This is a genomic window from Dyella acidisoli, assembly GCF_030160295.1.
In the GTDB taxonomy this organism is placed as follows: Bacteria; Pseudomonadota; Gammaproteobacteria; order Xanthomonadales; family Rhodanobacteraceae; genus Dyella_B; species Dyella_B acidisoli.
Genome location: NZ_BSOB01000037.1, coordinates 22,460 through 43,094, shown reverse-complemented (window position 1 = coordinate 43,094; position 20,635 = coordinate 22,460). Strand labels below are relative to the sequence as shown.

Here is a 20,635-nt window from a genome sequence, read left to right as displayed (position 1 = left end):
GGCATCATGACCGCCATGACTACGAACACGACCGGAACCAAGACGATGGATGACAACAAGCGCAAAGCGCTCGCTTCGGCCCTCGGCCAGATCGAGAAGCAATTCGGCAAGGGCGCGGTGATGCGCCTGGGCGATCGTACCGACGACAACATCGACACTGTCTCCACCGGCTCGCTGGGATTGGACATCGCGCTGGGTGTCGGCGGCTTGCCGCGCGGTCGCGTGGTCGAGATTTACGGTCCGGAATCCTCAGGTAAAACCACGCTCACGCTGCAGGTGATCGCCAACTGCCAGAAGAACGGCGGCACCGCAGCCTTCGTCGACGCCGAGCACGCGCTCGATCCCATCTACGCGCAGAAGCTGGGCGTGAACATCGACGATCTGCTGGTTTCACAGCCCGACACCGGTGAGCAGGCGCTGGAAATCGCCGACATGCTGGTGCGCTCCGGCGCGGTGGATGTGGTGGTGGTCGACTCTGTCGCCGCGCTCACACCCAAGGCGGAAATCGAGGGCGAAATGGGCGACTCCCATGTGGGTCTGCACGCCCGACTGATGAGTCAGGCGCTGCGCAAGCTCACGGCCAACATCAAGAAATCCAACTGCTTGGTGATCTTCATCAACCAGATCCGCATGAAGATCGGCGTGATGTTCGGCAACCCCGAAACCACTACCGGCGGTAACGCGCTGAAGTTCTACGCGTCCGTGCGCCTGGACATCCGTCGTATTGGTGCGGTGAAGAAGGGCGAGGAAGTGATCGGCTCGGAAACGCGCGTGAAGGTGGTGAAAAACAAAGTTGCACCGCCGTTCCGCCAGGCCGAGTTCGAAATCCTCTACGGTGAGGGCAGCTCGCGCGAAGGCGAGATCATCGAACTGGGCGTAGCGCAGAGCCTCATCGACAAATCCGGTGCGTGGTACAGCTACAAGGGTGATCGCATCGGCCAGGGCAAGGAAAACGTGCGCCAGTTCCTCAGGGACAATCCGCAGATCGCCAACGAGATCGATCGTGAGTTGCGCGCACGTCTGCTGGTGAGCGGCGGTGGCGCTGCACCGGCTGCTTCCGAAGAAGCGATGGAAGAAGCCTGAGGATGAGCGAGCGACGTCTACGCATTTTGCTCGTTGGCGCTTCGGGCACGCTGGGTGGCGCGGTGGAAGCCGAGCTCAACCAGCGTCATGAAGTGATCGCTGCCGGACGCAACTCCGGCAGCATCCGCATCGATCTCACCGACGTACAAAGCATTCAGAGCGCCTTGAAACAGGCGGGTGAACTGGATGCGGTGGTCAGCGCCGCGGGCAACGTCACCTTCGCGCCGTTGGTGGATTTCAAGCCAGCGCCTTATGGTGAGTCGCTGCATACCTTGGGTATCGCCGACAAGCTGCTGGGGCAGGTCAATCTCGCCCTCGCCGCGCGAGATTACTTGCGCGACGGTGGTTCGATCACGCTCACCACCGGCATTCTTTCCGAGCAGCCGATCGTGGCGGGCAGTTCCGCCAGCCTGGTCAATGGTGCGGTGGAAGCGTTCGTGCGTGCCGCGGCGATCGAGCTTCCGCGCGGATTGCGCATCAACGTAGTCAGTCCCAATGTGCTGACTGAGGCGATGCCGGCCTATGCGCCGTTCTTCCGTGGCTTTGAACCTGTCAGCGCTGCGCGTGCAGCACTGGCGTTCAGCCGCAGCGTGGAAGGAGCGCAGACGGGACAGGTGTACAAGGTTTATTGAGAGCATCACTTCAGTGAGCCTTCTCCCTTCGGGAGAAGGTGCCCGAAGGGCGGATGAGGGTGCGATCAGAGCGTAAACATTCTATCTTGCGTGGGATGTTGTTACAGCGCTCCGCTCGAACCCTCACCCCAACCCCTCTCCCGCAGGGAGAGGGGCTTCATCAGGCAAGTGCATGAGGAAGCGCAACGATTCCAATACGAATAAGCCCAGCGCCTACAACAAGGCGCTGGGCTTGCTTGCACGTCGCGAACACTCCCGCAAAGAACTGCGTCAGAAACTCGACCGCAACGGCTATGCCCGCGACGAAGCCGGGGACGCGCTCGACCGTCTGGGCGAGCAGCACTATCAGGACGACGAGCGCTTCGCCGAAGCCCTGATCCGCAATCGCTCTGCCCAGGGCTACGGTCCCATGCGCCTGCGTGCAGAACTGAAAAGCCATGGTCTGTCGGATGCGCGTATTCGCGGCCTACTTGATGCTGCCGAGATCGACTGGGCCGAATCCGCCGCTGCTCAACTGCGGCGCCGCTATGGCGCTCAAGGCACGACAGACCCCGCCGAACGCGCGCGCCGTGCCCAATTCCTCTTGCGCCGAGGCTTTCCCGCCGCCACAGTACGGGATGTTACCCACGCTGAAGTGGACGATACCTCTGACGAAAACCCCTGAGGCCCCGCCGCGGGCCGGGCGAGGGGTCGCTGGTGTCGCCGTTTCGCGCCACTTTTTTTGTCTTAAGCCCCGAACTCAATGAAAACTGCAGACATCCGCGCCGCTTTTCTCGATTACTTCCGCACCAAGGATCACACCATTGTGCCGTCCAGCTCGCTGGTGCCGGCCAACGATCCGACCTTGCTCTTCACCAATTCGGGCATGGTGCAGTTCAAGAACGTCTTCCTGGGCAGCGAAAAGCTGTCGTATGTGCGAGTGGCCGACGTGCAGCGTTGCCTGCGTGCAGGCGGCAAGCACAACGACCTCGATTCCGTGGGCTATACCGCGCGCCACCACACGTTCTTCGAGATGCTGGGCAATTGGTCGTTCGGCGACTACTTCAAGCGCGACGCCATCCGTTATGCGTGGGAGCTGTTGACGGTCGTCTTCAAGCTTCCGGCGGAAAAACTGTGGGTCACCGTCTATCACACGGACGACGAGGCTTACGACATCTGGTCCAAGGAAATGGGCGTGCCTGCAGAGCGCATCGTGCGCATCGGCGACAACAAAGGTGCACCATTCGCTTCCGACAATTTCTGGCAGATGGCCGACACCGGTCCCTGCGGCCCGTGCTCTGAGATCTTCTACGACCACGGTCCGGAAGTCGCCGGCGGCCCACCCGGTTCGCCCGATGAAGACGGCGATCGCTACATCGAAATCTGGAACCTGGTGTTCATGCAGTTTGACCGCGCGCCGGATGGCACGCTGTCGCCGCTGCCGGCACCGTGCGTGGATACTGGCATGGGCCTGGAACGCCTCGCCGCTGTACTTCAGCACGTACATTCCAACTACGAAATCGACCTGTTCCAGCACCTGATCAAGGTGGCGGCGGAACTCACCAAAACGCAGGATCTTGGCAACAAATCCCTGCGCGTGATCGCCGATCACATTCGTGCCTGTTCTTTCCTGATCGTGGACGGCGTACTGCCCTCCAACGAAGGTCGCGGCTACGTGCTGCGCCGGATCATCCGTCGCGCGCTGCGCCATGGCTGGATGCTTGGCGTGCGCGGCGATTTCTTCTGGAAGATGGTGCAGCCGCTGGTTGAAGAAATGGGCGCGGCCTATCCGGAACTCACCGCCAAGCAATCCTTCGTGGAAGATGCCCTGCGTGCCGAAGAGCAGCGTTTCGGTGAAACGCTGGAGCACGGTATGCGCGTGTTCGACGAGGTTGCGGCCAAGTCAGGCAAAACGATCGCTGGTGAAGATGCGTTTCGCCTGTACGACACCTATGGCTTCCCCGTCGACCTTACCGCCGACATTGCTCGCGAGCGTGGTCTGAGCGTAGATATGGCTGGCTTCGAGCAATCGATGGAGCAGCAGCGCGAACGCGCGCGCGCCGCCAGCCGCTTCGAGGCGAAAGGTCAGATGCCAGCGGAACTGGCCAGCCAGCTGGCACCCACTGTCTTCCTGGGTTACGAAACCCTCGCCAGTCGCGCAAGCAAAGTGGTTGGCATCGTGCAGGGCGGTAAGCAGGTCGGGCAGTTGACCGAAGGCGAAGAAGGCCTGGTGATCCTCGATCAGACGCCGTTCTACGCCGAATCCGGTGGCCAGGTGGGCGACACCGGAACGTTGTCGAATGGTGCGGGCCGTTTCGAGGTCGGCGACACCATCAAGATGGGCGGTGTGTTCTTCGGTCATGCAGGTCGCTGGCACGGTGCGCAGCCGTTGCGCACGGGCGACGTAATCGATTCCACTGTAGACGCTTCGCGCCGTCAGGCGACCGTACTCAATCATTCCGCCACACATCTGTTGCACGCAGCGCTGCGCAAACTGCTGGGGACACACGTCACCCAGAAGGGTTCGCTGGTGGCGCCTGATCGCCTGCGTTTCGACTTCGCCCACTTCAAGCCGGTTGCACGCGAGGAACTGGCGAAGATCGAGGCCATGGTAAACGCCGAAGTGCGCCGTAACGTGGAAGCCGAAGTACGCCAGATGGCTTATGACGACGCCATCGAATTTGGCGCCATGGCGCTGTTTGGCGAGAAATACGGCGACGAAGTGCGTGTCCTGAAAATGGGCGAATTCTCCACTGAGCTGTGTGGTGGCACACATGTGGGCCGCACCGGCGACATCGGCTTGTTCAAGATCGTCAGCGAGGCTGGCGTGGCTTCCGGTGTGCGTCGCATCGAAGCGGTAACCGGTGTCGGTGCGCTAGCGTACGTAGCTGAAGAAGAGCGTCGCCTTGGCGAGCTGTCGCAACTGCTTTCCACCAGCGGTGACGATGTAGCGGAAAAGCTGAAGCAACTGCTCGATCGCCAGAAAAAACTCGAACGCGAACTGGAATCGCTACGCGCCAAAGCTGCCGGCTCGATGACCAGTGATCTGGCTCAAACCGCGCAGGACATTGCTGGCGTAAAGGTCGTCGCAGCACGTTTGGAAGGCCTGGATGCCAAGGCGTTGCGCGATGGCGTTGATCAACTCAAGCAACAGCTCTCCGACTGCGTGGTAGTGCTCGCAGGCGCCGTGGAAGGGCGTGTTTCACTGGTAGCGGGCGTGAACGGCAAGGCGGCAGGCCGCATCAAAGCCGGCGATGTAGTGGCATATATAGCGAATCAGATCGATGGAAAAGGTGGCGGCCGTCCGGATATGGCGCAGGGCGGCGGTATAGACAAACCACAATTGCCTGACGTTCTGACAGGTACAGTGACGTGGATCGGTAAACAGCTGACAAGTTGATGCGCTGCATATGGACCCCGCGTCAAGAATCTGTGTAGATTGCACGCAGCGCCAGGGCTCAGCTAGTATCGGTCAGATACCGGTGCCGCTGGTTGCGGTGGCGCTGTAGGTGGCACCAGATGCTCACAAAGCATCTTGGTGTTTGGAGCCGGGGAAGGCGGTAAGGCCTTTGACGGACGTTACGTCAGATCTGCGTTGTGATTGTGCTCAGGGGTGAGGCATGAACATGCAGGTGGCCTGTAACCACAAGCATTAAATGGAGTAACAGCTATGTTGATTCTGACCCGCAGGGTCGGTGAAACCCTGATGATCGGCGACGAGGTGACCGTTACCGTTCTCGGCGTTAAAGGCAACCAGGTTCGCATTGGCATCAATGCGCCCAAGAACGTGGCCGTTCATCGCGAAGAGATCTACCAGCGCATCAAGGGCGAAAGCGAAAACGACGGCGGCGCGACCGGCGAGTCGGGCGGACGTTGATTCCCCCTTTACCTTACGGGCATCGGCCGGTATCCTTTCCGGCTCCCGTGGAGTCCCTTTGACGTCGCGGGGAACAAAAATTATGGAGAGATGCCCGAGAGGCCGAAGGGGCTCCCCTGCTAAGGGAGTATAGGGTCAAAAGCCTTATCGAGGGTTCGAATCCCTCTCTCTCCGCCACCCATAAAAAAACGCCCCATGTGGGCGTTTTTTTATGGGTGGCGGAGAGAGAGGTTTAAGTCAATTAAGTAGACTCTCATCGCCGCACAGCTTTCTTCTGCGTCTTCCTGACCCCAGAAGCAGCCCGCATCAGCCGCTGAAAAGTAGGACATTCCATATGTGTCGGCGCAGGACAAGCTGCTGCATGTCGTAAGCCGTTACGCATGGCAGTCAGCCGGCGGATAGTTTTGTCGAGATCGCTGGCCTTGGCTGCGAGCATCTGTCGATCGATGCGCGGCTTTCCTTGTGGCGTGAACATTCGCGCTATTTCATCGAGCGAAAAACCTGCTGCGCGTCCCAGCGCGATCAACGCCAGTCGCTCCAGTACACCCACGTCGAAGAGCCGGCGCAGTCCGCGTCTTCCGGAAGAGGTGATCAGCCCCTTTTCCTCATAGAACCGCAGCGTTGATGCGGGAACACCGGATTGGTCCACCACTTCGCCTATGTCGACGTATTTCACCCTCTTGACCTCAAGTGAACTTGAAGTTGCACAGTTTAGCGTCCGCTTTTCGACGGTAAACAAGAGAACGATCATGAATGGCACGCATCACGCCAACAACGAGCAGGCAGCACTTTGGAATGGCCGCAATGGGCAGGCCTGGATTGACGGTCAGGTATTGCTCGACCGGATGTTCAAGCCGTTCGAGGATTTGCTCGTTGATTCCGTTTCTACGGAAGCCGTACGGCGAGTGCTCGATGTCGGCTGTGGTACGGGCAGCACGACACTTGCTGTGACGCGAAAACTGGGGGCCACTAGTCATTGCGTCGGGATCGATATTTCGGCGCCCATGATTGCCGTGGCACGGGCGCGCGCTGAGCAGAAGGGTGCATCCGCAGACTTTTTGTGCGGCGATGCTCAAACGCATGCCTTCGAAGTCGCCCGTTTCGACAGGATCATTTCGCGCTTCGGTGTGATGTTCTTCGACAAGCCAGTTGCCGCTTTCGCAAATCTACGGCGTGCCGCACAAGATAGCGCCGGACTTCACGTGATCGCTTGGCGAAGCACTGCAGAAAATCCATTCATGACAACCGCAGAGCGCGCGGCTGCTTCGTTGCTGCCGAATATTCCGCCACGTCGACCGGATGCGCCGGGACAGTTTTCCTTTGCGGACCGACATCGCGTCGAATCCATTCTGGCGGGGAGCGGCTGGACCCAAATCGATATTCAGCCGATCGACGTCGAATGCTCATTGCTTGAACAAGACCTGGTCAGCTACTTCACGCGTCTTGGCCCTGTGGGTCAGCTCCTGCAGCAGTCAGACGAACGGACACGCAGGCACGTCATCGAAACGGTGCGTGCCGCGTTTGATCCTTACGTACATGGCGCAGTGGTTCGCTATATCGCAGCCTGCTGGATGGTGAGCGCCAAAGCATCCAACGCTTCTGCTGCTGAGTAACGACCGATGTCTTAAACATCGCGTTGTGGCATACGTCCCGCATAGCTGGCTCTCGGCCTGATCAAACTCCCGCTTTCTTGCTGCTCCAACGCATGCGCCAGCCAGCCGGCCATGCGTCCTGCAGCAAATATGGCCAACGCAACATCGGCACTCAATTCGTATGCGGATGCAATCGACGCCAAGGCAAAATCCAGATTGGGGCGACGGCCGCACTGCGTCTGCACAGCATCGATCAATCGTTCGATGGGTGCCAGTTTCGTGGGGCGCGGGCGGGTGGTCTGTAGTGCATCGAGCAGCACCGTGGCGCGTGGATCACCATCTGGATAGAGCGGGTGTCCGAAGCCTGGCAAGGTTTCGCCGCGGCGAAGACGTTCGCGCACGCGGTCGACGGGTTTGCGTTCGCGCAGCAGGTCCTGAATGAAGGCATGCGCTCGTGCAGCAGCTCCGCCATGATGCGGGCCCGATAGAGTTGCCAAACCTACGCACATGGCTGCATGCAGGCTGGCACCGGTTGATGCGGCCACGCGTGTTGCGAATGATGATGCGTTGAGTTCGTGATCCGCGCACAACACCAATGCGCAGCGAACCAGCTCGGATAGACCCGCCTCGTTCTTGCGCCAACTCGTCACCATCACACGGTGAATAGGCTGTTCGCTCGGCTTTGCGCCGCATAACAAGGCTGCAGCTTCGCGCAAAAGCAGCGCGGCGTCGCGACGGCGATGTAGCGGATCGATGCTGTGTGCGTGTGTCGCGTCGAGCGCAAGCAACGGCAGAGCCGCAGTCGCTCTTTCCAACGGCGGTACATCGGGTTGCCGTAGTAGAAGGGTGATAGTTGCAGGCCATTGGTCCGGCAACTTGGCATCGAATGGATCGTGCTCGCCGCAATCCCATAGCAAGCGTGCTGTCTCTTCCAGCGTGGTGCCGCCCTTCGCCAGCGCGATAGCTGATTCGCCGCGGTAGTAATGACCATGCGGACGAATCAGCGAGATGCGCGTTTCCATCACCGGCAGCCCCCAAGCCAGACTGTGCGCCGCGCCTTGTGCCGCACCACGTCCGGCCTGCCTGCGCTCGATGAGTTGCTCGATATCGCCGGAACTGTATTCCCGGGTGCGTCCGTCCGGGCCGGGGCGGGAATCGATGCGGCCACGGCTGACGTAGGCGTAGAGCGTGGCAAGACTCACGCCGAGGCGTGTGGCGGCATCTTGAGCGGAAAGGTAGTCGGTGTGCATGAGCAATATATTGATCTTTCTAATCAAGATTGATCAACGTATTTCGTCATGACAGAGTAGCGCCCGTCGTAGTCGTCAGTGCGTCCCCCATGACCCCATTCGAGTCGACAGACAGTGCGCATGCTGGGCAGATGCAGGCGTTCACTGCGTGTATGCCTGGGTGCCTTTTCACGAAATTCTTAACGCTACGCGCCGACGTGCTTAGTGCGCCGCGACATGGCGGCTCTGGCATATCGCTTACAATTTCCCGTTTCGGAGATCCGCAATGACCCAACTCGATTCCGCTGGCAGCCGATTCCGCGCCGCGCTTGCTGCCGAAAAACCCTTGCAGGTGATTGGTGCTATCAACGCGAATCATGCCTTGCTTGCCAAACGTGCCGGCTATCGCGCCATCTATCTTTCCGGTGGCGGCGTAGCGGCGGGTTCGCTGGGTATGCCGGACTTGGGCATCAACACGCTCGATGATGTGCTGACCGACGTACGCCGCATCACAGACGTATGCGATCTGCCGCTGATGGTGGATATCGATACGGGCTTCGGTCCCAGCGCTTTCAACATCGCGCGCACGGTGAAAAGCCTGATCAAGTTCGGTGCAGCGGCCTGCCATATCGAAGATCAGGTTGGTGCGAAGCGCTGCGGTCATCGTCCGGGCAAGGAGATCGTGCCGGCCGGCGAAATGGCCGATCGTGTGAAGGCCGCGGCGGATGCCAAGACCGACTCCAATTTCTTTCTGATTGCGCGCACCGATGCGATTGCAGTCGAAGGCGTCGATGCCGCCATCGAGCGTGCGCTGGCCTGCGTGGAAGCGGGGGCCGACGGCATCTTTGCTGAAGCTGCCTACGATCTTCCCACTTATCGCCGTTTCGCCGATGCCGTCAAAGTGCCAGTGCTCGCTAACATCACCGAGTTCGGCAGCACGCCGTTGTTCAGTGTGGACGAACTGCGGACCGCTGGCGTGGGTATCGTGCTGTACCCGTTGTCGGCCTTCCGCGCCATGAACAAGGCGGCCGAAACCGTCTATCAAGCCATTCGCCGCGACGGCCACCAGCGCAATGTGATCGACACGATGCAGACGCGCGAAGAGCTGTACGACCGCATCGGCTATCACGACTTCGAGAAGAAGCTCGACGCGTTGTTTGCCAACAAAAAGTGATCACCGTTTCCCGCGGCCGTTACCAGCGGCCGCTGTATCGCACCCTGGAGCACTACCAATGAGCGAGCAATCTGCAACCGCCCCCAAGCCGAAGAAATCCGTTGCCCTTTCGGGCGTGGCGGCGGGCAACACCGCGCTGTGCACGGTCGGCCGTAGCGGCAACGACCTGCACTATCGCGGCTATGACATTCACGACCTGGCCGCAAAGGGCTGCTTTGAAGAAGTAGCGTATCTCTTGGTGCATGGCGTGTTGCCGAACTGGGCCGAGCTGAATGCATACAAGGCCAAGCTCAAGCGTCTACGCGGTCTGCCGGCGCCCGTGAAGAGCGCGCTGGAACTGTTGCCGGCCGCCACGCATCCGATGGACGTGATGCGCACTGGCTGCTCGGTGCTGGGCACTGTGTTGCCTGAAAAGGAAGATCACAACATCACCGGCGCGCGCGACATCGCCGATCGACTGATGGCAAGTTTTGGTTCCATATTGCTGTACTGGTACCACTTCAGCCATAACGGCAAGCGCATCGAGACGGAAACCGAAGACGAAACGATCGCCGCGCACTTCCTGCACCTGCTGCACGGCAAGAAGCCGAGCGAGCTGCATGCGCAGTCGCTGGATCGCTCGCTGGTGCTGTATGCCGAGCACGAGTTCAACGCGTCTACCTTTACTGCGCGCGTGATCGCCGGCACTGGCTCGGACATGTATTCAGCCATCACCGGCGCGATCGGCGCGCTGCGCGGCCCCAAGCACGGTGGCGCGAATGAAGTGGCCATGGACATCATTGCCAGGTACCGTAATGCCGCCGATGCCGAGGCGGACATCCGCGCGCGCGTGGAGCGCAAGGAAATCATCATCGGCTTCGGCCATCCGGTTTACACCGTGTCCGATCCGCGCAACGAAATCATCAAGGAAATTTCGCGCAAGCTTTGCACGGACGGCGGCAACCCCACTTTGTTCGAGGTGTCCGAGCGGATCGAGAAGCTGATGTGGGAGCTCAAGAAGATGTTCCCGAACCTCGATTGGTACTCGGCCAGCGCCTATCACATGATGGGCGTACCTACGGCGATGTTCACCCCGTTGTTTGTGATCTCGCGCACCTCCGGCTGGAGTGCACACGTGATCGAGCAGCGCGAGGATGGGAAGATCATTCGTCCCAGCGCGAATTACATCGGTCCGGAAGATCGCAGCTATACGCCGATTGAGAAACGCTGATCGTTTCTGGTGGCGTCGGGAAGAAAAAAGGGGCCTCGCGCCCCTTTTTTTATGCCGCCTGCACCAAGCCCCCGCGAAAGCCCCTTTTTAAGGCACGAAAATGTTTCATCGACGATACACCCGTCACTATTTTGTGCATATGCGGTAACGCGCTGTTTCTGCAGTGCGTATCGGGGTGAAGCGTACCCATGCACGAGCAACGGTGTGTGCACTGTTGCATCCATGTAGCACTTTTCTGATGGATTTGTGTTCGCATGGTCACGATGCGGTTAGCGCAATGTATTGATTTCTATCACGGAAGCGAATGCCGCTGCGGTTATCTGCGTGTGGCATGCGGTTTGCCATATCTAAATCGCTGTCACAGCAAAAAGCAGGGGGTAATCGCATCCATTCCGGGAGGAATATTTATGCGCAAGACTCTTCTTTTCACGGCATTGACGCTTGGCTTGGGACTTGCACTCCCGGCTATGGCTCAGGACAACTCCAGTAACCAGAAAGACAACACCATCAGTGGCAACAACACGAGTTCGAGTAGCAGCACGGATTCCAGCACTCATACCAAGAGTGTTGCCGTATCCATCACCCCGAGCGGTAACGATCGCAACAACAGTGGCGACGTCAATAGCGATGGCATGGGGACTTCGGCGGCCAACAATGGTGGTACCGCCGTGTCTTCGGTCAACGATGCGTTCAACACCAGTACGGCGGTCGCCAACACCACGTTAGACGGCTCCGTGTCGAATGTTTCGATATCGAGCGTCGGCAACGTTGCCACCAATAATGGCAACGCCAACGGTGGCAAGGGTGGCCGAGGCGGTGACGGTGGATCGGGTGGCGATGCTCATGCTCGCGGTGGCAGTGCAGGTGGATCGAGCGCGAGCAGTGGCAACGCAGGTTCGCTCACCTTCGCAGCAGGAGCTGGCGCGAAGGCCTCAGGTGGCGGTGCTTGGGCCACCACAGGCAACGACGATGGTGTGTCGACTGCGGCAGGTGGAGCCGGTGGAACCGCTACCGGTGGCAGCAACACGGCAGGTGCGGCAACGTCGACATCGGGTTCAGCCAGTTCGATGGGCGGTACCAGCGGCAGCGTCGCCAATGCAGGTGGCAATGGCGCGGCAGGCGGCAGTGGCGGTAACGGCGGTAATGGTGGTAGCACCGACGCAAATGCTGGCACTTTCGACATGGCCAACGCGATGACCAGTACCGCAGCAGCAGCGGCCGGCATTACGACGATTGCGCAGAACAGCGGTGCAGCAGCGCTGATTCAGCAAGGCGTGACAGTCCAAGCCAATCTGAACGTGGGCGGTCATTGATAGTCGACTGACCGACATGGCGGAGCACGCATCGCTCCGCCATGTCGTTTTAGGCAGTCGCATGCGATGCGCCAACACGATCGGAGTAGTGCCATGGCTCATTCAAGACCCGCAATAGGGCTGGCGCTGTTGTGCATGACGGGAGCGGTATGTGCGGCAGATTCGCCGGGAAGTATGGCGAGCGCCCAGAACGGAAGCGGACAGCCTGCAACGAAACCGGCAACACAACCGGCAACAGTGGACGGCTTCGGTCAGCCGGTAAGCACTAGTGCATTGCAACGCTATAGCGGCAGCGGTCTGGTGCAAAACAATCAGACCATCACTGGTACGGTGACCGGCGACACGGCCTCGAACGTCACCACCGGTAGCAATGCGATCACCGGCAATGCATTTCAAGGTGCCACGGGCATGCCGTCAGTGGTGCAGAACACCGGCAACAACGTGCTGATTCAGACCGGTGTGATCGTCAACGTGCAGTTGAAACCATGAAATTCACGCTGCCAGTGTTGGCGGTGCTGTCCGTGCTCGCTTGGGCGCAGGCATCGCGTGCCGCCACGATGGCGTTGAACGACAACGCGGGTCAGACCTATGCGTTGCATATCTCCACGCTGAAAGAGGTGAAGTACCGCAACACCATTCACCAGAAGTATGACTTCAGCTGCGGCTCGGCCGCGGTGGCGACGTTGCTGACGTACCAATACAACTATCCGGTCAACGAGCAACTTGTGTTCGAGCAGATGTACACGCATGGCGATCGAGCCAAGATCAACAAGGAAGGTTTCTCGCTGCTGGATATCAAGCTTTATCTGCAAAGCATTGGCTTCGATGCTGATGGTTTTCATGCCAGCCTCGAACAATTGCAGCAGGCGAACCTGCCCGCGATTGTGCTGATCGAAGACCGCGGCTATCACCACTTTGTGGTGATCAAGGGTGTGCGTTATGGACGTGTGTTGCTAGGCGACCCTGCACGCGGTACGCGTGCGATTCCCTTGGGGCGCTTCAGCCAGCTGTGGCGAAACGGACTGGTGTTCGTGATCCACAACCGGCGCGAACTGGCGCATTTCAATACTGACAGCGACTGGCGCAACGCGCCGATCGCGCCACTGGGCGTGGGCATCGACCGGCGCGGCCTGGATACGATCACCATGCACAAGTATGGACCTGGCGACATATGAGGTGACCTATGAACCGTTTCGGTCTCCCTTTGTGCGGCATCGGATTGCTTGGCTTTGCTTGCTGCGCCGGCATGGCGCATGCGCAGGATCGCGCACCGATTCCGAACTCGATTGCAGGCTTTGGCGTGCCGGTTTCCATGGAGCGGCTTGATGCTGTGCGTGGTGGCTTCGATCTTGGCGACGGCCTGCAGGCGTCGCTGGGCATCCAGCGTGCGGTGTACGTCGACGGCAATCTGGTGACTTACATCAATGTGACGATTCCCGATATCGCGCACATCACCACGCAGCAAGCGGTATCGCTGGCTGAGGCGCTCGGCACTGTGGATGTGCAGGTCGGGACGGGCAATACGTTCGATCCATCATCGTCGGTGCAAACCAACAGCGTAGCGGCGGTGACACAGGCTGTGGTGAACAGCACCGTGAGCCATGCTGTTTCCGCGGCTGCTCCGTCCTCGCAAACATCGCCGGCGTCGCAGACGAATGCGGCAACGGTCGTACAGAACACGCTAAGCAGTCCGCTCGTGACCAGCACTGTGATTCCAGCATCCGCCGCAGCGCAGGCCAATGCGGCGACGGTGATTCAGAACACGGTCGACAACCAGGTCATTCGCAGTCTCACTACGCTGAGCATATCCATCAACGCACTCAACGCTCTCCGCAACCAGGGTCTGCAGCAAAGTCTGCAAACCGCGCAGCAGTTGCAGGCGTTGTCACATTGACATGGACACGTGTCGGTATCGCTAAAGGGGAGAACAGCATGAACAGGAAGGATCACCATGCGAAGCGCCTGTCGAAGCCGTGGCTTTACGCTGTCGGCTGCACCGGACTCATGGCCATCTGCGGGGTGGTTACGGCTCAGGATGCGTCGAACACGGACGACACGTCATCACCTGCCATCCGACAGCGGCTGGCAGAGCAGGGCGCGCGTATCGAAGTCATGCGAGGCCAGATCGAAGCCCTGCAGCGCCAGCTCGCGCAACAGGAAGCCGATTACCAGGCGTTGCGCCATGCCGTGGGCATGGATGTGCTGGCCCGCCAGCGCGGCGGCAATATTGCCGCAGGTGGAGCGGGTGCCGCGGCGTTGCCCATGCCTTCGTCAGATACCTACACCGACGTGCAGGCAGCCCAACAAGGGCCGTCCTCACCGGTAGGACAGGCTCCTGCGGAGAGTTCGCGTCCACCTGAAGTGGCACCGATCTTCCAGCAACCGGGTGTGCTGACGCCGAAAGGCAAGATTGTGATCGAACCGACATATCAGTTCGGGTATTCCACTGCTGATCGTGTTTCGTTGATCGGCTACACCATCATCCCCGCGATCCTGATCGGCTTGATCGACGTGCGCCAGGTGCGTAGCACGACGCAGACGGTGATCCTTACAGGACGCTACGGCCTCACCAACCGCATGGAGCTGGAAGTGCGTGTGCCTTATGTCGACACACACACCGATACCGTGAGTCGCGAAGTGCTTACCGGCTCGGCGGAAGACAATGTGTTCGGTTCCAGCGGCAAAGGTCTGGGCGATATCGAGGCAACGCTGCGCTACCAGATCAACAACGGTGGCGCCGACAGCGCGTATTACATCGGCTGGCTTCGCTTCAAATCACGCACAGGCAAAGATCCATTCGAGGTGGTGACCGATTGCGTGACGCGCTGCGTGCAGAATCTCACCGGTACTGGCCTGCCGATCCGGCAACCGACGGGTACCGGTTTCTATACCGTGCAGCCGGGTGTGACGTGGTTGTTCCCATCCGACCCGGTGGTGTTCTTCGGCAACCTCAGTTACCTCTACAACGTTGAGCGCCACAACGTCTACGAAAACATTCTGCTAGGTGGCAGGCAGTTTCTCGGCAATGTGAAGATGGGTAATGAAGCCGATATCAGCATTGGCATGGGCATGGCCTTGAACGACAAGGCGTCACTCAGCATCGGCTACGATCAGACCTTTGTCGGTGCGACGCGTGAATCCGGCATCAAGGTACCGGGTTCGACCAAGGTATGGCTGGGTTCGCTGCTGATTGGCGGCTCGTATCGCTTCAACGAAAAGCGTACGGTGAACTTCACCCTGGGCGTTGGCGTTACGCGTGATACGCCAGATGCGACGGTGATCATACGCGTGCCGATGATGTTCTGATCAACGCCATCTTGCCGAGCATGCTCAAAAAAATGCCGCGCTTTGCGCGGCATTGGTACGTTTAAAAACCTTCCGCCTGCATCGCCGCCTTCACTCCCGCATCCGCGTGCATGCGCGCACTGAACGCTTCGAGATGATCGAAGCCGCCAAGGTTCACCTGCTTGCCCTTGGCCCAACGCAGCGTCACGAACAGATAGGCATCGGCTACGGAGCGGTGACCGGTAAGCCATTCGCGATCGGCCAGCTGCGTATTCAGGCGCTCGAAGAGTCCGCGCAAGCGCTGTCGAGCCATGTCCTGCAAAGTTGCATGCTGTGATTCATCCGTAATGAAGCGCTGCGGACCGAACAGCGGCTTGAACGCGGGATGCACATCGGAATTGAGGAAGCACAACCAGCGATTCACTTCTGCGCGCTCGCGTGGCGTACCGTTGCCGTCGAGCTTCGCTTCTGGAAAGCAGTCCATCAAATAGTTGAGGATCGCAACGTTTTCGGTGAGCACCCAGTCATCTTCAACGACGAGCGCGGGCACCTGTCCAAAAGGGTTGATTTGCAGATATTCCGGAGAGCGCAATGCTTCGCGCGCCACCAGGTGCGCTTGGTACGGCTTGCCGATCCATTCGAGCACGATGTGATCGGCCATTGAGCAAGCGCCGGGCAGGTAATACAGCTTCATGACAACTCCATGCTGACGAGATAGCCCGACAGTGTCGCGCGCTGTGCTTCAGGCCTCAAGCCTTCGCCGTCGATGAAGCAGATAGCCACACGCACACACGATCAGCGCCAAGCCGATCTCCAACACGTGCTTCATCCAGCCGTGCGCGTCGAACCACGCACGCCATAGCGCTTCATGGCTGATCATGCGGCCTGCGGTCCACGCGATGGCCGCAGCACCGGCATAGATGATGACGGGATAGCGCTCGATCAGCTTGAGGATCAGCGTGGAGCCCCACACCACCAGCGGAATGCTGATCAAGAGGCCGATCACGACCAGACCCATATGTCCTTTCGCGGCACCGGCGATCGCCAGCACATTGTCCAGTCCCATCAGCACGTCGGCTACGACGATGGTTCGTAGGGCGATCCAGAAGCTGGCCGCGGGAGCGGCGTTCTCATGATTGTCGCCGTCAGGTTTGAGCAGCTTCCAGGCGATCGGTAGCAAGAGCAGGCCACCCACCAGCATCAGGCCCGGGAGTTGCAGCAGGTACACCACGATCACGGTGAGCAGTATGCGTACGACGATGGCGCCGAACGTGCCCCAGATCACCGCGCGTCGCTGCAACGGCGGCGCTAGATTGCGCGCGGCAAGAGCAATGACGATCGCGTTATCGCCCGCCAGCACCAGGTCCAGCAGGACGATGGTGAGCAAGTCTGAAAGCAGATGGGGGAGCATCATGCGGTTCCTGGGCGCGCGGGACTCAAACGGCGACGACAGGACGCGCGCTTGAGTCCTGTCATCACCGCAAAAGTCTCGTTCTAGGCCTGGCCACCGCGGCGCCCGGAGCGATGCTTCGCTCGTGATGACGATCGCCACGCGGATGCGGAAAGCCCGCACCCGGAACTACTCCCCTTTGGGTGGTGGTATCGATTGTCAGTGGGGCAGTAGGCAGGGTCAAGCGTGAGGCGAGTGCAGCATGTCTGGTTTCCCGTTCCCCGGTACAATTTCCGTTTTCCCTTACCGCGAGACCCCCCCATGAGCGCGCACGACATCCGTTCTGCCAAGCGTCCCGATCCCGATCAGCCGATGGTCGACATTGCCAACTATGTCGCCGACTACAGGATCGATTCGACCGAAGCGTACGACACCGCGCGCTACATGCTGCTGGATTCGCTGGCCACGGCGATGATGGCGATGAAGTTTCCCGAATGCGTGAAGCATCTGGGCCCCGTTGTACCCGGCGCCACATTGCCAGGCGGTGCGCGCGTGCCGGGCACCAGCCATGAACTGGATCCGGTGCAGGCCGCATTCGCGATCGGCACGCAGATCCGCTGGCTGGATTTCAACGACACGTGGCTGGCGGCCGAATGGGGCCATCCGTCCGACAACCTTGGCGCGATTCTGGCGGTGGCCGATTACCTCAGCCGCAAGGCCGAGCGCGAAGGCGGCAAGGCGCTCAGCGTGCGCGACGTGCTCAGCTATGCCATCAAGGCGCACGAGATCCAGGGCTGCTATGCGCTGCTCAACAGCTTCAATCGCGTTGGCCAGGACCATGTGATTCTGGTGCGTCTGGCTTCCACAGCAGTGGCCACCGCCATGCTGGGCGGCACCAAGGAGCAGATCATCACCGCCGTGTCGCACAGTTGGATCGACAACGGCGCGCTGCGCACCTACCGCCATGCTCCGAATACCGGGCCGCGCAAGAGCTGGGCAGCCGGCGACGCTTGCCGTCGCGCAGTCACACACGCCATCAACGCGGTGTATCGCGGCGTGGTCGATTACCCCTCTGCGCTCAGCGCCAAGACTTGGGGCTATTACGACGTGGCGTTCAAGGGCAAGGCGTTCGAATTCGAGCGCCCGTTCGGTAGCTACGTGATGGAAAACGTGCTGTTCAAGATCAGCTTCCCGGCCGAGTTCCACGCGCAGACGGCCGTGGAGTGCGCCATGAAGTTGCACGCGCAGGTCGCCGGCAAGCTGGACCAGATCGAGAAGGTGGTGATCGAAACCCAGGAAGCCGGCTGCCGCATCATCGACAAGACCGGTCCGCTGGCCAACTACGCCGACCGCGACCATTGCATCCAGTACATGGTGGCGGTGCCGCTGATCTTCGGCCGCCTTACCGCCGACGATTACAACGATGACGTCGCAGCCGATCCGCGCATCGACACGCTGCGCGAGAAGATGGTGGTCACCGAGAATCCGCAATTCACCAAGGACTACTTCGATCCTGAGAAGCGCTACATCGGCAACGCCGTGCAGGTGTTTTTCAAGGACGGCAGCAGCACGGAGAAGGTGTCCATCGACTTCCCGATCGGCCACCGCAAGCGCCGCGCCGAGGGCATTCCGGTGTTGCTGAAGAAGTTCGAGGCGGCCATGCGCAGCTACCTGCCTTCCCACAAGGTGAAGGCCATCCTGGAGGCTTCGGCGGATCCGGCCAAGCTGGATGCCATGCCTATTCAGAGCTTCCTCGGTCTCTTCACGCTGTGACGACGTCGTGAGCAGAAAATCTTAAGTAGTGGGGCAGGGCTCCGGTTTGGTGTGGGTACCGAACCGAGCCCGGCTTAATACGTGGGGTAAGCAAGTCGGGGCCGGCCGCCTGTCAGCGGTCATTTTGCAAATCGTTTAGAAGTTGTTAAAATGCGCGCGCGCCGGGTATTGGTCATCGCAGGAAATTCGTTTGCCGCAGTTGAGTTTGCGTGACGAAAGCGATTTTTTTGTCTTGGCGGGATGAATGCCCTACTCATTAAGAGAAAGAGGAGACACCTGATGAAACGTAAGGGCCTGTATTTTCTGATCGCTCTTGCCCTGGGCGGCGTAGGTGCCGTTCATGCGCAGGACAACGCGGCTGCTGCGAGCAGCAGCACGAGCAGCACTGCACCAGCTTGGCCGAATGGTTTTGATGATCGCTGGTATGTCGCACCGACGGTGGGCGGCTACTACAACGACACCGATCGCAACACGCGTAGCCGCCAGATTTACTACGGTTTGTCGGTGGGTAAGTTCGTCAGCTCGAACGTGTCGGTGGAACTGTTCGTTGATCGCACCAAGCGTCGCGCAGATACGCGCGTGTTCGGTCAAGGCAACACCTGGTCGAGCAACAACTACGGTGTGTCGGCGCGCTACTTCTTCGGTGATGCGAACTCCTGGCGTCCGTACCTGCTGGGCGGTGTGATGGGCAGCTACCACCACAACCCGCTCAGCCGCGACTGGGCACCGGCCGCTGAAGGTGGCGTGGGTGTATCGAAGGCGATCACCGACAGCGCCGACTTCCGTGTGGAAGCGGGCTACCGCTATGACTGGGACGACAAGACCCAGCCGGCAAAGAACGGTTACGGCGATTGGTTCCTGGGCTTCAGCATCGTGGCGAAGATCGGTGCAGTGCCGGCCCCGGCCGCCGCGGCTGCGCCGCCCCCGCCGCCGCAGCCGGATTGCTCCAAGCAGTTCCGCAATGGCGTGAACCTGTGCGACAACAAGTGCCCGGACCTGCCGGAAGGCACGATCGTGGGTCCGGATGGCTGCCCGCAGAAGGTGGTGATCGACCTTAAGGGCGTGAACTTCAAGTTCGACCGTCCGAAGAAGGGCGAGACCAACATCGAGCCGGCCCTGGCCGTGCCGAGCAGCGATTCGCTGGCGATCCTGGATCAGGCAGTGGACACGCTGAAGCGCTACCCGCAGGTGAAGGTGGCTGTGGCGGGTTACACGGACAGCGTGGGCAAGCCGGCCTACAACCAGGGTCTGTCGGAGCGTCGTGCGAAGATCGTGTACGACTACCTGACCGCACATGGCATCGATCCGAGCCGTCTGGAAGGCCCGATCGGTCATGGCGAAGAAAGCCCGATCGACAGCAACAAGACGGCCGAAGGTCGCGCACGCAACCGTCGTACGGAACTGCAGGTCCAGCAGTAATTCGTACGGCAAGTTGTCATGGAAAAGCCCGGCCTTTGCCGGGCTTTTCTTACATAGGGGGCGGAAAAGTAAAGAACTGTATTCGTACGGCAATCAACGTGCGCTATTTAGCTGAACAAAGCCTCACCGCTGCTGGAAGCACCGTGAAAGACCGGCGTACGAATCCCTTAACGGTTTTGCTACACTCTGCCGCGCTTGCTGTTAGGGACACCAAGCTCAATAGGTGGCGAATAAGTCCCCCGCATACCTAAAAGTTCTGCCGCGCGATTTCCGTCTGGGGTGGAATGGACGCGAACACCAATAATCGAGGAGACACCTGATGAAACGTAAGGGCCTGTATTTTCTGATCGCTCTTGCCCTGGGCGGCGTAGGTGCCGTTCACGCGCAGGACACCACGGCTGCGAGCAGCGGCACGAGCAGCACCGCGCCGGCATGGCCGAATGGTTTTGATGACCGCTGGTACGTCGCACCGACGGTTGGCGGTTACTACAACGACACCGATCGCAACACGCGCAGCCGCCAGATCTATTACGGCTTGTCGGTGGGTAAATTCGTGGCCCCGAACGTGTCGGTGGAACTGTTCGTCGACCGCACCAAGCGTCGTGCGGACACGGCGGTGTTCGGTCAAGGCAACACCTGGTCGAGCAACAACTACGGTGTGTCGGCCCGTTACTTCTTT

At 59.9% G+C, this 20,635-nt stretch carries 19 protein-coding genes, 1 tRNA gene and 1 pseudogene; 17 read left to right on the top strand and 4 right to left on the bottom strand.

What is annotated here, in order from left to right:
• Positions 1–45: 45 nt before the first annotated feature.
• The 6 genes from recA to QQJ86_RS15820 all read left to right on the top strand — a co-directional run bounded on the left by recA (position 46) and on the right by QQJ86_RS15820 (position 5,748).
• Entirely contained in the window at positions 46–1,083 is a 1,038-nt protein-coding gene (recA, locus tag QQJ86_RS15845; protein ID WP_284321999.1) for a recombinase RecA, read from the top strand.
• Positions 1,084–1,085: 2 nt separating this feature from the next.
• Positions 1,086–1,715 (top strand): short chain dehydrogenase, encoded by a 630-nt coding sequence (locus tag QQJ86_RS15840; RefSeq protein ID WP_284321933.1) that lies wholly within the window; start codon positions 1,086–1,088, stop codon positions 1,713–1,715.
• 172 nt (positions 1,716–1,887) lie between these two features.
• Positions 1,888–2,379, top strand: a complete 492-nt coding sequence (locus tag QQJ86_RS15835; protein WP_284321932.1) for a regulatory protein RecX — start codon at positions 1,888–1,890, stop codon at positions 2,377–2,379.
• Between the two features lie 78 nt (positions 2,380–2,457).
• Entirely contained in the window at positions 2,458–5,094 is a 2,637-nt protein-coding gene (alaS, locus tag QQJ86_RS15830) for an alanine--tRNA ligase (protein ID WP_284321931.1), read from the top strand.
• A 270-nt stretch (positions 5,095–5,364) separates the two neighbouring features.
• Positions 5,365–5,571 (top strand): carbon storage regulator CsrA, encoded by a 207-nt coding sequence (csrA, locus tag QQJ86_RS15825; protein ID WP_188796865.1) that lies wholly within the window; start codon positions 5,365–5,367, stop codon positions 5,569–5,571.
• Between the two features lie 84 nt (positions 5,572–5,655).
• Positions 5,656–5,748 (top strand) — tRNA-Ser (locus tag QQJ86_RS15820).
• 76 nt (positions 5,749–5,824) lie between these two features.
• On the opposite strand, the gene QQJ86_RS15815 is transcribed toward QQJ86_RS15820, so the two are convergent.
• A complete protein-coding gene (locus QQJ86_RS15815) occupies positions 5,825–6,247 on the bottom strand; it encodes a helix-turn-helix domain-containing protein (RefSeq protein ID WP_284321930.1) in 423 nt (140 codons plus the stop codon).
• Between QQJ86_RS15815 and QQJ86_RS15810 the strand changes: the two genes are divergently transcribed.
• Positions 6,231–7,184, top strand: coding sequence for a class I SAM-dependent methyltransferase (locus tag QQJ86_RS15810; RefSeq protein ID WP_284321929.1), 954 nt, complete (start codon positions 6,231–6,233; stop codon positions 7,182–7,184). The genes QQJ86_RS15815 and QQJ86_RS15810 overlap by 17 nt on opposite strands.
• 11 nt (positions 7,185–7,195) lie before the next feature.
• Here the strand turns inward: QQJ86_RS15810 and QQJ86_RS15805 are convergent, their stop codons facing one another.
• Positions 7,196–8,413, bottom strand: a complete 1,218-nt coding sequence (locus QQJ86_RS15805) for a citrate synthase family protein (RefSeq protein ID WP_284321928.1) — start codon at positions 8,411–8,413, stop codon at positions 7,196–7,198.
• Positions 8,414–8,678: 265 nt separating this feature from the next.
• On the opposite strand from QQJ86_RS15805, the gene prpB reads away from it, so the two are divergent.
• The 7 genes from prpB (at position 8,679) to QQJ86_RS15770 (ending at position 15,395) form a co-directional block, all read left to right on the top strand.
• On the top strand, positions 8,679–9,566 hold the full coding sequence (gene prpB / locus QQJ86_RS15800) for a methylisocitrate lyase (protein WP_284321927.1): 888 nt from the start codon (positions 8,679–8,681) through the stop codon (positions 9,564–9,566).
• Between the two features lie 58 nt (positions 9,567–9,624).
• Positions 9,625–10,776 carry a bifunctional 2-methylcitrate synthase/citrate synthase gene (prpC, locus tag QQJ86_RS15795; protein WP_284321926.1) on the top strand — a complete coding sequence of 384 codons (1,152 nt, stop codon included), beginning with the start codon at positions 9,625–9,627 and terminating at the stop codon, positions 10,774–10,776.
• 407 nt (positions 10,777–11,183) lie between these two features.
• Positions 11,184–12,089 (top strand): hypothetical protein, encoded by a 906-nt coding sequence (locus QQJ86_RS15790; RefSeq protein ID WP_284321925.1) that lies wholly within the window; start codon positions 11,184–11,186, stop codon positions 12,087–12,089.
• A 93-nt stretch (positions 12,090–12,182) separates the two neighbouring features.
• The gene (locus QQJ86_RS15785) at positions 12,183–12,578 is read left to right on the top strand and encodes a hypothetical protein (RefSeq protein ID WP_284321924.1); all 396 of its coding nucleotides are present in this window, start codon (positions 12,183–12,185) and stop codon (positions 12,576–12,578) included.
• The gene (locus QQJ86_RS15780; protein ID WP_284321923.1) at positions 12,575–13,264 is read left to right on the top strand and encodes a C39 family peptidase; all 690 of its coding nucleotides are present in this window, start codon (positions 12,575–12,577) and stop codon (positions 13,262–13,264) included. The genes QQJ86_RS15785 and QQJ86_RS15780 overlap by 4 nt, the downstream gene beginning before the upstream one ends.
• A gap of 8 nt (positions 13,265–13,272) precedes the next feature.
• Positions 13,273–13,983 (top strand): hypothetical protein, encoded by a 711-nt coding sequence (locus QQJ86_RS15775; protein ID WP_284321922.1) that lies wholly within the window; start codon positions 13,273–13,275, stop codon positions 13,981–13,983.
• Positions 13,984–14,021: 38 nt separating this feature from the next.
• Positions 14,022–15,395: an acetate kinase gene (locus QQJ86_RS15770; RefSeq protein ID WP_284321921.1), complete on the top strand. Its 1,374-nt coding sequence runs from the start codon at positions 14,022–14,024 to the stop codon at positions 15,393–15,395.
• A 61-nt stretch (positions 15,396–15,456) separates the two neighbouring features.
• Here the strand turns inward: QQJ86_RS15770 and QQJ86_RS15765 are convergent, their stop codons facing one another.
• Both QQJ86_RS15765 and QQJ86_RS15760 read right to left on the bottom strand, forming a co-directional pair.
• Complete coding sequence (locus tag QQJ86_RS15765) at positions 15,457–16,068, bottom strand: glutathione S-transferase N-terminal domain-containing protein (protein WP_284321920.1); 612 nt, start codon at positions 16,066–16,068, stop codon at positions 15,457–15,459.
• A 48-nt stretch (positions 16,069–16,116) separates the two neighbouring features.
• The gene (locus QQJ86_RS15760; RefSeq protein ID WP_284321919.1) at positions 16,117–16,788 is read right to left on the bottom strand and encodes a TerC family protein; all 672 of its coding nucleotides are present in this window, start codon (positions 16,786–16,788) and stop codon (positions 16,117–16,119) included.
• A 297-nt stretch (positions 16,789–17,085) separates the two neighbouring features.
• Here QQJ86_RS15760 and QQJ86_RS15755 point away from each other — a divergent pair, with 297 nt between their 5' ends.
• The 3 genes and pseudogenes from QQJ86_RS15755 to QQJ86_RS15745 form a co-directional block, all read left to right on the top strand.
• Positions 17,086–18,537, top strand: a complete 1,452-nt coding sequence (locus tag QQJ86_RS15755) for a bifunctional 2-methylcitrate dehydratase/aconitate hydratase (RefSeq protein ID WP_284321918.1) — start codon at positions 17,086–17,088, stop codon at positions 18,535–18,537.
• 279 nt (positions 18,538–18,816) lie between these two features.
• Complete coding sequence (locus tag QQJ86_RS15750) at positions 18,817–19,956, top strand: OmpA family protein (protein WP_284321917.1); 1,140 nt, start codon at positions 18,817–18,819, stop codon at positions 19,954–19,956.
• Between the two features lie 319 nt (positions 19,957–20,275).
• A pseudogene (locus tag QQJ86_RS15745) lies at positions 20,276–20,635 on the top strand (OmpA family protein); the annotation flags it as partial.

Bases quoted from the DNA above. Each gene is read 5' to 3' on its own strand.
- QQJ86_RS15765 (WP_284321920.1), bottom strand. From the start codon at position 16,068: ATGAAGCTGTATTACCTGCCCGGCGCTTGCTCAATGGCCGATCACATC.
- prpB (WP_284321927.1), top strand. From the start codon at position 8,679: ATGACCCAACTCGATTCCGCTGGCAGCCGATTCCGCGCCGCGCTTGCT.
- alaS (WP_284321931.1), top strand. From the start codon at position 2,458: ATGAAAACTGCAGACATCCGCGCCGCTTTTCTCGATTACTTCCGCACC.
- QQJ86_RS15840 (WP_284321933.1), top strand. From the start codon at position 1,086: ATGAGCGAGCGACGTCTACGCATTTTGCTCGTTGGCGCTTCGGGCACG.
- prpC (WP_284321926.1), top strand. From the start codon at position 9,625: ATGAGCGAGCAATCTGCAACCGCCCCCAAGCCGAAGAAATCCGTTGCC.
- QQJ86_RS15785 (WP_284321924.1), top strand. From the start codon at position 12,183: ATGGCTCATTCAAGACCCGCAATAGGGCTGGCGCTGTTGTGCATGACG.
- QQJ86_RS15810 (WP_284321929.1), top strand. From the start codon at position 6,231: ATGTCGACGTATTTCACCCTCTTGACCTCAAGTGAACTTGAAGTTGCA.
- QQJ86_RS15750 (WP_284321917.1), top strand. From the start codon at position 18,817: ATGAAACGTAAGGGCCTGTATTTTCTGATCGCTCTTGCCCTGGGCGGC.
- QQJ86_RS15835 (WP_284321932.1), top strand. From the start codon at position 1,888: ATGAGGAAGCGCAACGATTCCAATACGAATAAGCCCAGCGCCTACAAC.
- QQJ86_RS15780 (WP_284321923.1), top strand. From the start codon at position 12,575: ATGAAATTCACGCTGCCAGTGTTGGCGGTGCTGTCCGTGCTCGCTTGG.
- QQJ86_RS15775 (WP_284321922.1), top strand. From the start codon at position 13,273: ATGAACCGTTTCGGTCTCCCTTTGTGCGGCATCGGATTGCTTGGCTTT.
- csrA (WP_188796865.1), top strand. From the start codon at position 5,365: ATGTTGATTCTGACCCGCAGGGTCGGTGAAACCCTGATGATCGGCGAC.
- QQJ86_RS15790 (WP_284321925.1), top strand. From the start codon at position 11,184: ATGCGCAAGACTCTTCTTTTCACGGCATTGACGCTTGGCTTGGGACTT.
- recA (WP_284321999.1), top strand. From the start codon at position 46: ATGGATGACAACAAGCGCAAAGCGCTCGCTTCGGCCCTCGGCCAGATC.
- QQJ86_RS15770 (WP_284321921.1), top strand. From the start codon at position 14,022: ATGAACAGGAAGGATCACCATGCGAAGCGCCTGTCGAAGCCGTGGCTT.
- QQJ86_RS15760 (WP_284321919.1), bottom strand. From the start codon at position 16,788: ATGATGCTCCCCCATCTGCTTTCAGACTTGCTCACCATCGTCCTGCTG.
- QQJ86_RS15805 (WP_284321928.1), bottom strand. From the start codon at position 8,413: ATGCACACCGACTACCTTTCCGCTCAAGATGCCGCCACACGCCTCGGC.
- QQJ86_RS15755 (WP_284321918.1), top strand. From the start codon at position 17,086: ATGAGCGCGCACGACATCCGTTCTGCCAAGCGTCCCGATCCCGATCAG.